This is a genomic window from Termitidicoccus mucosus, assembly GCF_038725785.1.
Lineage (GTDB): Bacteria > Verrucomicrobiota > Verrucomicrobiia > Opitutales > Opitutaceae > Termitidicoccus > Termitidicoccus mucosus.
In genome coordinates this window covers 3,357,361-3,369,965 of record NZ_CP109796.1, presented here as the reverse complement: position 1 = coordinate 3,369,965, position 12,605 = coordinate 3,357,361, and the positions used below count along the sequence as shown (strand labels likewise).

Here is a 12,605-nt window from a genome sequence, read left to right as displayed (position 1 = left end):
GACCGGGAACGCCGGCATCCTGCCGGCGCGCGGGGCGCGTGCGCGCCCCGGGAGGGAGGGGGATGTTGCGCGAAGGCCGTTCATCAGAACGTGGCCGCGAACGCCACCTTCACCCATCTGGGCATCGAGTAGTAGTCGGTGGTGGTCGAGGTATGGTTGGTGACGTCGATGCGGTCGAAGACGTTGTCCACCGTCACGGTGAGCTGGAGATGCCTGCCGAGGTCCATGCCGGCCTTGAGCAGGGTGGGGAGCATGTGGCTGCGGCCATAGACGCGGTCGCCGAGGTAGGAAATGTTGAACGAGGCGAAGTAGCGGTCCCACGCCCAGCGCACGCGGGCGTTGGCCTGCACGCGGCCGTAAACGCGATTCCACGGGCCATTGTGAACGGTTTTTTCCTCGGGCGCGCCGTAGGAGGCGCCGGCCTCGATCTCGAGGCAGCCCAGGATTTTTTGCGTGACGGAGAGTTCGACGCCCGTGTTGCGGAAGGGGACCGATTCCGGGATCAACAAATCGGGATCGGTCGGATGGGGCACGTAGGTGATGTGGTCGAAATCCATGTGGAATACGGCGAGGCTGGCGAGCGTGCGCCCGCCTTCCCACTTCACGCCGGCCTCGTAGTTCCAGCCCTCCTCGGGATCGAGGTTCGCGTTGGAGGTGCTCAGGGTGCCGCTGGGCCCGTAGAGCTGGTTAAGCGTGGGCATGGCAAACGAGCGCCCGACGTTGGCGTAGGCGCTGAACTTGCGCGGGAAGGTTTTGAGCAGTTGGATTTGCGGGGTGAAGGCGGTCAGGTCGCCGCTGCTCACGTAGGTCTCGCGCAGGCTCACGGACGCCGTCCAGGTGTCGAGAAACGTCTTCGAGCCGCGCACGAAGGCGGCGACGGTTTCGCGGCTGGAGTCGGTGCCGGTGCCCTTGAGATAATCATCGGTGGTGAAATCCTCGCGGCTGGCGCTCACGCCGAACATGAACTCGGCCCAGGCCGGCTTCCAGGTGTATTGGAAGTCGCCGCCGAAGACGCGCGCGTCGTAGTCGTTGTCGGCACTGACGACGGGCACGGTGGTGAGGTTTCTGTCCGTGTGCGCGTAGCGTTGGTGGACATTGGCGTAGAAGCCCGCCCGCCAGTGCGCGCCGCGGCCCGTGCCGCGCACATAGTGCTTGGTGTCGTCATAGTGCGCTTTTTGCGTGACGGTAGCGGTGTCCCAGGTGGCCTTGTTGTAGGTGTCAAACGAGTATTTGTTGTCCGAATACTGATAGGAGACGTTCCAGTGGCCGATGGAGCCGTCGAAGCGCGCGAGGCGTTTTTTGCTGCCGCCCATGCCCAGGCCGCTGCTCGACATGCGCTTCACCTCCCCGAGCTTCTGATAATTGGCGGCGATGCCGGCGACGCCGGACCGGCCCCATGCCGACCAGGGTTCGCGAAGGGCGATGCTGTAGTTTTCGTAATCATTGCCGCCCCAGGTCGCGGCGGCGGCGTTGACGGGCGAGTGGTCGGTGATGATGTTGATGACCCCGCCGATGGCCTCGCTGCCATACAGGGTGGAGCCCGCGCCTTTCACCATCTCGATGCGCCCGATGGTCTGCACGGGGATGTCCTCCATGTTGTAGTAGCCGTTGGTGTTGGCGGGCATGCCGTCGATGAGAATGAGCGTGCCCCGGCGCGAGCCGCGCATGACGGTCTTCGAGGTCATGGCCCCGTAGGACTGGCCGGCGGGGCCCATCGAGTCGATGGCGACGCCGTCGGCGAAACGCACGACATCATACGCGCTGTCGCCGCCGGCGGCCTTGATGTCGTCCAGGGCCAGCGTGAAGGTGGAGGCGGGCGTCTCGTAGAAACGCTTCGCCTCGCGCATGGCGGTGACGTTCATTTCGTCGAGCTTGATGATCTCGTCGCCCTCGGGGGTGCCGTGAGCGGTGGTTGCGGGCGCGGCGGGCGCGATGGGGGAAAGGCAGCACAGGGCGGCGAGCGCCGCGGCTGCGGACGATGCTGGATGGCGGTTGGTTTTATTCATTGGGAGCATGAACGGGAAAGTTGCGATGCGGCGGCTGGACGCACCGTCCGCGCGTTGCCGTGACCGCTTCTTTTGCCGAGGCGGTCACGGCGTTGGAGGGCATCCGCTGACCTCGGATGCACCTCCAAATTGGCGCTTGGACTGGCGGGAAAGTTTTCATCGGGCGGCATCGGGAGCGTCGCCATCGGGCACGTAAACGACCTGGCCGCCGGCAAGGCGGTAGGCGGTGCCGAGGCGCGTGCCCTGGCCGGAGAGGTTTTTGTCGGTGACCTTCTGCACCTTGATCTCCGCGCCTTTTTTCGTGATGATCTCGGTCTCGCCGTCAGCGGTGGTCTTCACGAGCGTGACCTCGGAGTTTTTGTCGAGGAAGGTGCCGGCGGAAAAAAGCGCGAACAGCGCGATGAGCAGCGCGACGATGAAGGCGACGCTCACGTCGAAGAGATTCGCGATGCCGGCGAGCGGGTCCTCGTCCTCGCCGGGCGCGGGGCCGTGGGCGGCACGGCGGGTGCGTTGCACGAAGCGCATCAGGGCACCTCTCCTTTCATCGCGCAGGCGGCGCGGCGCTCGTCGGCGGATTTGATTTCGCGGAGCAGGTGCTCGGCGTGGAAGGCGAGCGCCTCGCTGTCGGCGCGCACCCAGCTTTCGCGCGCCGCGGCGACGAGGTAGGCGGTGACGCTGATGCCCAGGCCGATGACCGTGGCGGCGAACGCCGTGACCATGTTGCTGGCGAGCGCCGGGAGATTGCCCTCGGCGAGCCCCTGGAGCGCGTCGGCCATCGGGATGAGCGTGCCCATGAGGCCGAGCGAGGGGCCGACGCGCACCGCGAGGCGCAGGCGGCCGAGCGAACGCCAGCGCCGGCGGTCGGACGACTGGAGCACGGCCTCCATGATGAGCTCGATGTCCTCGTGGGAGTCGGCGGCGGCGCGGTTGAGCGCCGCATGGTCGCGCCCGAGCGAGGCGCGCCGCCCGCGGCGGCGGTCGAACGCTTCGCGGGCAAACGCCCCGAGCGAGACGAGCATGGCGGCGGCGAGCCCGACGAGCCCGAGCAGCACGGGCCACACCAGCACGCCGGCGATTTGGTGGAAGATTTCGCGAATCTGGTCGATGGAGGTCATGTAATTAAATAATGGATACAACATGGCGCGGCGCGCCGGGACGGGAGCGGAGGAGCGCGGGCACGGATTGCGCGCAGGGGCGGGGCGCCGCGTTGTTTTTCAAACCCCGTGCCGGGATGTCGCGCAGGCGGGCTGTCCGGGCCTTCACGCGACGGGGCGAGCACCCGCGGCTGTCTCTCGACAGGCTGCCGCGATGCCCCGATGGCGTGCCTGCATGCGGCCCCGGCACGGGGTTGAAATTGGACGCGGGCGAGCCCTCGCCCGCAGGACGGCGCGGGGCGCGCCCGGAAGGGAAAGAGGCCCGGCGCAAGGGCCGAGCCGGAATGCGTGTCGCCGCTGCGCTCACGATTTCAGCAAACGCGGGATGCGCGGACGAAGGAAACCGCGCGGCATGACGCGGGCACGGCGAAGCGCAGTCTCGTGGAGACGGGCATTGATTCGACTGAAAGGCGCGCGTTGACGCGGGCCGTGGCGGACTCGGACATGGGTTTGGCGGATGGTTTCAGGCAAGAGCAGAAACCAGCCGGCGCGGGATGCCCGCTTGCGGACCGGCGCAAAGACGCCGTGAACCAAGGGAACCCCGTGCAACCAAGTTGCCACTCTCACGCTTCAATTTTGCGTTGAAGTTGTGCTGATCCGGCGCGCGCAACCGCGCCGGGGCGTGTGAGAACTCATGGCAGCCAGATGTTCGGACTCCGCATGTGTCGAAGCGCGGCTGTCGCCGCGCTTCTGCCTCGCTTCTGGCCTTCACCGGATGTGAACCCGATTGGCGTTGCCCCGCGCGCGGAATGCGGCGGGTGGAAGTCTGGTCTGATGCGTTACCGTAGCGCAACTGTGGCCGGTTTTCACGGCCTTCCCTGTGCTACCCAAGCGTTGTCGAAAGAACGGACGCCGGGGATTGATTGCTGCTCAAACTCCGACGATAAATGGGCGTGTAGGCCTTGTGCGCGGACAGTGCAACTTATTTCTGACGCCCGTTCGGTTTTTGGGATGCGACCGCAAGCAATGCCAGCGCTACGCTGCGTGCAGACGCGGCTCCCTTGCTGGCAGTCGCGTTGGTGCCTTCACACGCCGGGATGATTTCGATCCGGCTGCTCCTTGTTTTTGGCGGCGGAAGGTCCGGTGTTTTCAAGATTCGACATCGCCGGTTTTCCGCACCGTCGCGCCATCGCGCCACGAGCCGCCGATGAGTGTCGCGCGCGGAAATAATGGCACGCCCTCCTCATGACCGTGCAGCATGCCCGCGAGCATGTCCACCGCCGCCGCGCCCGCGAGATCGTTGTGCTGGTCCATGCCCGCCCAGTTCATCGTGCCGCGCCGCCGCTCGAGCTGCACCAGCCCGATGTCGCGCGGCGACTCCACGCCGAGCTCGCCCAGCCACTCGCGCACGCGGCGGTTGAGCGTGAGGATCACGTCGGGCCGCGCCCGCCGGAACCATCTTTCGAACAACTCCCGCCGCGTCCGCGCCGCCTGCACCTGGTAAAAACCCGCCACGCGCCGCGCCGCCGGCAGCGCCTGCTGCCCCACCCACATGCCCGCGCTGAAACGCCGGTCCACCAGCCGGTCAATCGTCTCGTCCACCACCAGCGCCGGCCGCCGGTAGCCGAGCAGCAGCACCCGTTCCATCGCCTCCACCACCAGCTCGTGATGATCCACGCAGCAAAACGACAGCGTCGGCCCGCGCGTGCGCACGCCCGTCACCACGCTCGGAAAATCCGGCCACAGCCCGGCAAACCGCTCCGGCAGGACGTTCCCGCGCATCAACCCGGTGACGATGATGCCGCGGATCCCGCGCGCATGCAAAATCCGCCGCAGCCGCGTGCCGTCCAGCTCCGGGTCGTGCAGCCAGAACTCGTCGAACTTGTAGCCGAGAAACGCGGCCCGCTCGCGGCAGCCCGCCACGTAATGCGGGATCGTCGGGTGACGCTCGAACGCCCGCTCGTCCTCGTTCGCGTTGATGAGCGCGAGCGTGCGCCGGAACCCCGCCACGCGCGAACGCGAAAGCTCGCTCATCAATTCCGCCACCACCGGGTTGCGCGCGTAGCCGAGCTCCCCCGCCAGCGCCTCTATCCGCGCCCGCGTCGCCGCCGGGATCTGCCGGTCGCCGCGCAACGCCAGCGACACGGTGTTCTTGGAAACCCCCGCCGCCGCCGCCACCGCGGCCATCGTCACGCGCTTTGTCTCCATGGTGTGATGTTTGTGCGGGGGTTTGGTTTTTCAAAACTCAGGTTTTCCTCCGGACGCGCCCTTGCGCGGCCTGAATCGCGCAAGCCTGCCCGCCCTGGCTTGACTGTCAAGTATTCCCGCCGTTTCCCGCCCGCCGCCGCCGGTTCACGCTGCCCCGCATACTCCGTCAGCCTCGTCTCACATCCCCGCTCCCGATTTCGTCATTTCAGCCTCCCATGTTCACCATCGGCCTCGATTACGGCACCAACTCCGTCCGCGCGCTCGTCGTGCGCTGCTCCGACGGCGCGGAACTCGGCTCCGCCGTCTTTGACTATCCCTCCGGACGGCAGGGCGTGCTCCTCGACCCGCGCGACCACAACCTCGCCCGCCAGCACCCCGGCGACCACCTGCGCGGCCTCGAAAAGAGCGTCCGCGCCGCGCTCGCCGCCGCAAAAAAACAAAAGGGATTCGACGCGCGCAGGGTCGTCGGCATCGGCGTGGACACCACCGGCTCCAGCCCGCTGCCCGTGGACAAGACGAACACCCCGCTCGCTCTGTATCCAAAATTCCGTGACAACCTTCACACCCAGTGCTGGCTCTGGAAGGACCACACCGCCCACCGCGAGGCCGCGCGCATCACCGCGCTGGCCGCGGAACACCGCCCGCGCTACATCGCCAAGTGCGGCAACACGTATTCCTCCGAATGGTTCTGGTCGAAAATCTGGCGCTGCCTGGACATCGCCCCGCGCGTCTTTGCCGCCGCGCATTCCTGGGTCGAGCTGGCCGACTGGATTCCCTCCGTGCTCGCCGGCGTGCGCGATCCCGCCGCCATCAGGCGCGGCGTCTGCTGCGCCGGCCACAAGGCCCTCTACGCCGACGAGTGGGGCGGCCTGCCCGACAAGGAGTTCCTTGCGCTCCTCGACCCGCGCCTCGCCGCGCTTCGCGACCGCCTCTACGAAAAGGCGCACGACGCCACCGTCTCCGCCGGGCGCCTCTGCCCCCGGTGGGCCGGAAAACTCGGCCTGCCCGCCGGCATCCCCGTCGCCATCGGCGAGATGGACGTGCACTACGGCGCCATCGGCAGCGGTGTCGCCGAGGGCACGCTGGTGAAAGTCATCGGCACCTCGACCTGCGACTGCGCCGTCGTCTCCACGCGGAAAACCGTGGCCGACATCCCCGGCATCTGCGGCATCGTGCGCGGCGCGATCCTGCCCGGCTATTTCGGCATCGAGGCCGGCCAGTCCGCCGTCGGCGACATTTTCAAGTGGTGGGTCGAGACCGTCTGCGCCGGCGACGGCAGCCTTCACCGCCGGCTCGCCGCCGAGGTCGCCGCGCAAAAGCCCGGCCGGGCCGGCCTGCTCGCCCTCGACTGGAACAACGGCAACCGCACCATTCTCGTGGACCAGCGCCTCACCGGCCTGCTCCTCGGGCAGACGCTCCACACCACGCGCGCCGAAATCTACCGCGCGCTCATCGAGGCCACCGCCTTCGGCGCGCGCGCCATCGTGGAACGCATCCGCGGCTACGGCGTCCCGGTCCGGCGCATCGTCTGCGCGGGCGGCATCGCCGAGAAGGACCCGATGCTCATGCAAATCTACGCCGACGTGCTCGGCATCCCCATGCACCTCGCCGGTTCCTCGCAAGCCTGCGCGCTTGGCGCGGCCGTCAGCGCCGCCGTCCTCGCCGGCGAGCACAAGGATTTCCCCGCCGCGCAGCGCAAAATGACACGCCTCAAAAAAACCGTTTACCGCCCCCGCACCGCCGCCCGCAAAACCTACGACCGGCTCTACGCGCTGTATCGCAAACTCCACGACGCCTTCGGCGGTCTCGATAAAAACGCCGACCTCTCCGCCGTCATGAAAGACCTCCTCGCCATCAAGGAATCCCAATCCTGACCAAACCCGTTCGCCCCTCTCTCTTTCCTCTTTATTCTTTCTCTTTATCTTTCTCCCGCCGCATCACGGTCCGAAGAGAAAGAGGAAAGAGAAAGAATAAAGAGGAAAGAAGGGGAGGTGTCTTTGATATTTTCACTCCCGCCCATCATGAAAAATCTCGCCACGCCCGAAATCTGGTTCCTCTGCGGCTCGCAGCACCTCTACGGCCCCGGCCCGCTCAAGCAAGTCGCGGAAAACGCGCAAAAAATCGCCGCCGCGCTCGGCGCCTCCGGGCGCATCCGGGGCGCGCGCGTCGTTTACAAGGCGCTCCTCACCACGCCCGATGAAATCACCCGCGTGATGGCCGAGGCCAACGCCGACGAAGGCTGCGCCGGCCTCATCCTCTGGATGCACACCTTCTCGCCATCCAAAATGTGGATACGCGGACTCGCCGGCCTGAAAAAACCCTTCCTTCACCTGCACACCCAATACAATCGCGATCTCCCCTGGGGCACGATCGACATGGATTTCATGAACCTCAACCAGGCCGCGCACGGCGACCGCGAGGCGGGCTTCATCCACACCCGCCTCCGCCTCGAGCGCAAGGTCGTCGTCGGCCACTGGAGCGAGCCCGAGGTCCACGACCGCATCGACGCCTGGGCCCGCGCCGCCCGCGCCTGGCACGACTGGCAGGGCGCGCGCGTCCTCCGCCTCGACGACAACATGCGCCAGGTCGCCGTCACCGAGGGCGACAAGGTCGGCGCCGAGATCCGCTTCGGCTTTTCCGTCAACAGCCACGGCATCGGCGACCTCGTCGAACGCATCGCGGACGTCTCCGAAAAATCCGTGGACGCCCTCGCCGCCGAATACGCCGCCGCCTACACGCTCGCCCCCGCCCTCCGCAAGGGCGGCACGCGCCACGCCTCGCTCCGCGACGCCGCGCGCATCGAGCTCGGCCTCCGCGCGCTCCTGGACGAAACCGGCGCGAAAGCCTTCACCGACACCTTCGAGGTTTTGCACGGTCTCAACCAGCTCCCCGGCCTCCCCGTCCAGCGCCTCATGGCCGACGGCTACGGCTTCGGCGGCGAAGGCGACTGGAAAACCGCCGCGCTCGTCCGCGCCATGAAAGTCATGGCCCACGGACTCAAGGGCGGCACCTCCTTCATGGAGGACTATACCTACCACCTCGACCCGAAAAACCCGCTCGTGCTCGGCTCCCACATGCTCGAAATCTGCCCGAGCATCGCCGCGCCCGGCAAAAAACCCTCGCTCGAAATCCATCCCCTCGGCATCGGCGGCAAGGACGACCCCGTGCGCCTCGTTTTCGACGCGCCCGCCGGCGACGCCGTCAACGCCTCCCTCATCGACCTGGGCAACCACTTCCGCCTCGTCGTCAACGAAGTCACCGCCATCAGGCCCCCGAAACCGCTGCCCCGGCTCCCCGTCGCCCGCGCCGTCTGGAAATGCCGGCCCGATTTCCGCACCGCGCTCGCCGCCTGGATCCAGGCCGGCGGCGCGCACCACACCGGCTACAGTTACGCGGTCAAGACCGAGCATCTGGAGGACTTTGCCAACATCGCCGGCATCGAGCTTGCCGTCATCGACCGCGACACCCGCCTGCGCGAGTTCAAGGACCGGCTTCGCCACAACGACCTCTATTACGCCACCGCCCAAGGGCTGCGGAATTGAAAAACCGGAACCATTAAAACAACCGCGAAGGACGCAAAGGATGCGAAGAACAATCATGATTTTTCTTCGCGCCCTTCGCGTCCTTCGCGGTTGACAAAAAAACATGCCCGCCGACTACACCGAACTCAAACGCGAGGCCTGCGAGGCCAACCTCGCGCTCCCGCGCCACGGCCTCATCAACCTCACCTTCGGCAACGCCAGCGCCATCGACCGCGCCCGCGGCGTCTTCGCGATCAAGCCCAGCGGCGTGGACTACGCCGCGCTCAAGCCCGCCGACATGGTGCTCATCGACCTCGAAGGCCGCCCCGTCGAGCCCGCGAACAAACTCCGCCCCTCCTCCGACACGCCCACGCACCGCCGCCTCTTCCTTGCGTTTCCCGAGATCGGCGGCGTCGTGCACACGCACTCCTCGCACGCCACCGCCTTCGCCCAGGCCGGGCGGGAAATCCCCATTTTCGGCACCACGCACGCGGATTATTTTTTCGGCGACATCCCCGTCACCCGCAAACTGACCGACGCCGAAATCGGCGGCGGCGCCTACGAATGGGAGACGGGCAACGTCATCGTCGAGCACTTCGGGCGGCGGAAAAAATCCCCGCTCGACTACCCTGCGATCCTCGTCAACCGCCACGCGCCCTTCACGTGGGGGCCGACCGTCGCGAAAGCCGTGGAGGTCGCCGTGGCCGTCGAGTGCATCGCCCGCATGGCGCTCATGTCCCTGCAACTCGACCCTTCCCTCGCCCCCATCGAGCCCGCGCTCCTCAACAAACATTTCAAACGCAAACACGGTCCCGGCGCCTACTACGGCCAGCCCTGAGCGCGGACGTGAAAACAGGTGCCGTTTTCCAATGGGCGCCTGTGCACGCTTCGGTCCCGTGACGCGGCTCACCGCTCGGCCAGAGGCAGCACCACGGGGCTGCCGCTGGCGGGATGGGCGAACACTTCCAGCCGCTCGCCATACACCGGGCGCAATATCTCCTCGCGCAGCACCTCGGCGGGCGTCCCCGTCACGCGCAGCCCGCCCGGCGCGAGCAGCGCCACCCGGTCGGCGCACAACGCCGCCAGCGACAGGTCGTGCATCGTCAGCACCACCGCCAGCCCGTCGTCGCGCGCCAGCGAGCGCACCAGCGCGAGCAGTTCCGCCTGGTGTTGCAAATCCAGATATGTCGCGGGCTCGTCGAGCAGCAGCACGCGCGGGGCCTGCGCCAGGGCGCGCGCCAGGATCACCCGCCGCAGCTCCCCGCCCGACAGGGTCGAGAGCGTCCGGCCCGCCAGCGCGGCGACGCGCATGCGCGCCATCGCCGCGTCGACCGCCGCCTGGTCCGCCGCCGTGAGCGGCAGCAGCCAGCCCGGTGCGGCGCGCGCAACGGCCTCCGCCACCGCGAGCGGCCAGGCCGAGTGCGGCGCCCGCTGCGGGGCCAGCGCCAGCATGCGCGCCACTTCGCGCGACCGCATGCCGCGCAGCGCCCGCCCGCCCAGCCGCACCTCGCCGCGTTGCGCCGGGAGCAGCCGCCCCAGCGTGTGCAGCAGCGTCGTCTTGCCCGTGCCGTTCGGCCCGATGAGCGCCAGCACCTCGCCCTCGCGCGCCTCCAGGTTCACGCCGCCGAGCACCTCCACGCAGCCGTAGCCGCAGTGCAGGTTGACCGCCCGCAAAATCGCCCCGCCGCCGCTCATGCCGCCATGCGCCTCCCGCGCGTTTTCAGCAGCCACAAAAAATACGGCCCGCCCAGCGCCGCGGTCAGGATGCCCACCGGGATCTCCGTGGCCGCCAGCAACGTCCGCGCCGCCGTGTCCGCCGCCACGAGCAACACCGCGCCCAGCAGCACGCTCACCGGAATCATCCGCGCATGGCCCGCGCCCACCAGCCACCGCGCGATGTGCGGCGCCACCAGCCCCACGAAACCGATGATGCCGCTCACCGCCACCGCCGCCGCCACCACCAGTCCCGCCGCGCTCACGAGCAGCAGCCGCGTCGTCCGGATCGACAACCCGAGCCCCCGCGCCACGTCGTCGCCGCCCGTCAGCGCATCCAGCGGACGCGACATCAGCCAGAGCGCGCCCGAGCCCGCGGCCAGCCACGGCAGCGCAACCCACAAATGATGCCACGAACGCCCCGAAAATCCGCCCAGCAGCCAGCCAAACACATGAAACCACGGCTGCTCCTGCCAGATGAGCAAAAACGAAACCAGCGCCGACAGCATCGACCCCATCGCCGTCCCCGCCAGCAGCAGCCCTGCGACCGACGCGCCGCCCGCGCCCGACTCCGCCACCGCATACACCACCGCCACCGTCGCCAGCGCGCCGGCGAACGCGGCCAGCGGCACCGGTCCGAATCCCAGGGTCGTCGCGCCCAAACCGGACGAAATCGCCACCGTCGCCCCGAGCGCCGCGCCGCTCGACGCCCCGATCACATGCGGGTCGGCGAGCGGGTTGCGAAACAACCCTTGAAACGCCGCGCCCGCCGCCGCCAGCGCCCCGCCCACCAACGCCGCGAGCAGCGTCCGCGGCAGCCGCAGGTCCCACACGATCACGACATCCGTCGCCTGCGCCGAGGCCGAGCGGAGCACCGCCGCCACCACCCGTCCCGGTCCCATTGTCACCGAGCCCAGTCCCAGGCTCGCCAGCACCGCGACGACCAGCGCCACGCCGAGCGCGGCCAGCAAAACCGGCGTCCGCCGCCAGCCCGGTGGTTTTAGAAAGAAGCCTGTGCGCGCGCGGCTCATCGCTTAACGTTGCGCCTCCGTTCCCGCATCGAACCATCCCGGGTAAATCGTCCGCGCCATCAATTCCAGCCCGTCCACCAGGCGCGGTCCCGCGCGTGTCACCAGCTCGTCGGGCAGCGTGAACACCCGACCTTCGCGCACCGCGTCGATGCCCGCCCAGCCCGGACGCCGCGCCAGCCGCCCGGCCGTCAGCGACATCCGCGCGGGGAGGATGCGCGAGTTCATGATGATTTGCGGATTGCGCGCCACGACCGCCTCGCCGCTCACGTGCGGATACGGCTCGCGCGCCTCGCCGAAAATATTCACGCCTCCTGCCAGCGCGATTTGCCGGCCGATCAGGCTGCGCGGCCCCGCGCTCATCAACGGCTCGTCGAACGCCTCCCAGTAAACCCGCACGCGCTTTTCCTCCGGGATTTCCGCCGCCCGCCGCGCCACCGCCTCCACCCGCGCGCGCAGCCCCGCGATCAACGCATCCGTTTCCGTTTCTCGCCCCGCCAGCCGTCCCTGCAACCGGATCGACGCGAACAGCGTTTCAAAATCCGTCACCCTCGCCGCCACCACCGGGATTCCCAGCCGCTCCAGCGCCTCGACCACCGGACGCTGGCCCTCGTCGCCCGCCAGCACGATGTCCGGACGCAGCGCCACGATCGCCTCGATGCTGATCGTGCGCGCCGCAAACCCGCCCACCTTGGGCAGCGCCTCCGCCTCGGCGGGAAAATTGCAAAAACGCGTGACCCCCGCCAGCCGTGCGCCATTGCCGACCGCAAACACGGTTTCCGTGAGCGACGGCGCCAGCGACACGATGCGCTCGGGCCGCTGCGCAATCACCACCCGTCGCCCAAACCCGTCCGTGATTGCCATCGGAAACGCACCCTCCGCAAACGCACCCGCCGCCATGAGCAGGCCGGCGGCTGCAAGCGCGCCGCGGCCGGACGGCTTGACACGGAGAATCGCGGCCGGACGGAAGCGGCGCAGCCAAAAGCAAGTCGCGGCGACGGCGCCGCGGGCAGGAGGATGATTTTTCATTCGAGC

General features: G+C 68.2%; 10 protein-coding genes. 3 read left to right on the top strand and 7 right to left on the bottom strand.

From position 1 onward, the window contains the following. Positions 1-83: 83 nt before the first annotated feature. The 4 genes from OH491_RS11885 to OH491_RS11870 form a co-directional block, all read right to left on the bottom strand. Positions 84-2,006: a TonB-dependent receptor gene (locus tag OH491_RS11885; RefSeq protein WP_068771218.1), complete on the bottom strand. Its 1,923-nt coding sequence runs from the start codon at positions 2,004-2,006 to the stop codon at positions 84-86. Positions 2,007-2,162: 156 nt separating this feature from the next. After that, positions 2,163-2,531: a DUF2149 domain-containing protein gene (locus tag OH491_RS11880; protein ID WP_068771219.1), complete on the bottom strand. Its 369-nt coding sequence runs from the start codon at positions 2,529-2,531 to the stop codon at positions 2,163-2,165. After that, positions 2,531-3,121, bottom strand: coding sequence for a MotA/TolQ/ExbB proton channel family protein (locus OH491_RS11875; protein WP_068771220.1), 591 nt, complete (start codon positions 3,119-3,121; stop codon positions 2,531-2,533). The genes OH491_RS11880 and OH491_RS11875 overlap by 1 nt, the downstream gene beginning before the upstream one ends. A 1,128-nt stretch (positions 3,122-4,249) precedes the next feature. Continuing rightward, positions 4,250-5,308, bottom strand: coding sequence for a LacI family DNA-binding transcriptional regulator (locus OH491_RS11870; RefSeq protein ID WP_334319438.1), 1,059 nt, complete (start codon positions 5,306-5,308; stop codon positions 4,250-4,252). A gap of 215 nt (positions 5,309-5,523) precedes the next feature. On the opposite strand from OH491_RS11870, the gene OH491_RS11865 reads away from it, so the two are divergent. From OH491_RS11865 to araD, 3 genes are all read left to right on the top strand, one after another. Further along, positions 5,524-7,182, top strand: a complete 1,659-nt coding sequence (locus OH491_RS11865) for a ribulokinase (protein ID WP_068771221.1) — start codon at positions 5,524-5,526, stop codon at positions 7,180-7,182. A 147-nt stretch (positions 7,183-7,329) separates the two neighbouring features. Then, entirely contained in the window at positions 7,330-8,850 is a 1,521-nt protein-coding gene (araA, locus tag OH491_RS11860) for an L-arabinose isomerase (RefSeq protein WP_068771222.1), read from the top strand. 103 nt (positions 8,851-8,953) lie between these two features. Next, the gene (gene araD / locus OH491_RS11855) at positions 8,954-9,667 is read left to right on the top strand and encodes an L-ribulose-5-phosphate 4-epimerase AraD (RefSeq protein ID WP_068771223.1); all 714 of its coding nucleotides are present in this window, start codon (positions 8,954-8,956) and stop codon (positions 9,665-9,667) included. A gap of 68 nt (positions 9,668-9,735) precedes the next feature. Here the strand turns inward: araD and OH491_RS11850 are convergent, their stop codons facing one another. Genes OH491_RS11850 through OH491_RS11840 form a run of 3 tightly spaced genes read right to left on the bottom strand, consistent with a single transcriptional unit; the run spans position 9,736 to position 12,599 of the window. Then, complete coding sequence (locus OH491_RS11850; protein ID WP_342751036.1) at positions 9,736-10,560, bottom strand: ABC transporter ATP-binding protein; 825 nt, start codon at positions 10,558-10,560, stop codon at positions 9,736-9,738. Beyond that, positions 10,521-11,573 carry a FecCD family ABC transporter permease gene (locus OH491_RS11845; protein WP_068771224.1) on the bottom strand — a complete coding sequence of 351 codons (1,053 nt, stop codon included), beginning with the start codon at positions 11,571-11,573 and terminating at the stop codon, positions 10,521-10,523. Before OH491_RS11845 ends, OH491_RS11850 begins: the two co-directional genes overlap by 40 nt. Before the next feature lie 3 nt (positions 11,574-11,576). Further along, positions 11,577-12,599, bottom strand: a complete 1,023-nt coding sequence (locus OH491_RS11840; protein WP_068771225.1) for an ABC transporter substrate-binding protein — start codon at positions 12,597-12,599, stop codon at positions 11,577-11,579. Positions 12,600-12,605: the final 6 nt, after the last annotated feature.

What these genes read in the sequence shown, in the direction of transcription:
- OH491_RS11885 (WP_068771218.1), bottom strand. Translation starts at nt 2,006, where the DNA reads ATGAATAAAACCAACCGCCATCCAGCATCGTCCGCAGCCGCGGCGCTC.
- OH491_RS11880 (WP_068771219.1), bottom strand. Translation starts at nt 2,531, where the DNA reads ATGCGCTTCGTGCAACGCACCCGCCGTGCCGCCCACGGCCCCGCGCCC.
- OH491_RS11875 (WP_068771220.1), bottom strand. Translation starts at nt 3,121, where the DNA reads ATGACCTCCATCGACCAGATTCGCGAAATCTTCCACCAAATCGCCGGC.
- OH491_RS11870 (WP_334319438.1), bottom strand. Translation starts at nt 5,308, where the DNA reads ATGGAGACAAAGCGCGTGACGATGGCCGCGGTGGCGGCGGCGGCGGGG.
- OH491_RS11865 (WP_068771221.1), top strand. Translation starts at nt 5,524, where the DNA reads ATGTTCACCATCGGCCTCGATTACGGCACCAACTCCGTCCGCGCGCTC.
- araA (WP_068771222.1), top strand. Translation starts at nt 7,330, where the DNA reads ATGAAAAATCTCGCCACGCCCGAAATCTGGTTCCTCTGCGGCTCGCAG.
- araD (WP_068771223.1), top strand. Translation starts at nt 8,954, where the DNA reads ATGCCCGCCGACTACACCGAACTCAAACGCGAGGCCTGCGAGGCCAAC.
- OH491_RS11845 (WP_068771224.1), bottom strand. Translation starts at nt 11,573, where the DNA reads ATGAGCCGCGCGCGCACAGGCTTCTTTCTAAAACCACCGGGCTGGCGG.
- OH491_RS11840 (WP_068771225.1), bottom strand. Translation starts at nt 12,599, where the DNA reads ATGAAAAATCATCCTCCTGCCCGCGGCGCCGTCGCCGCGACTTGCTTT.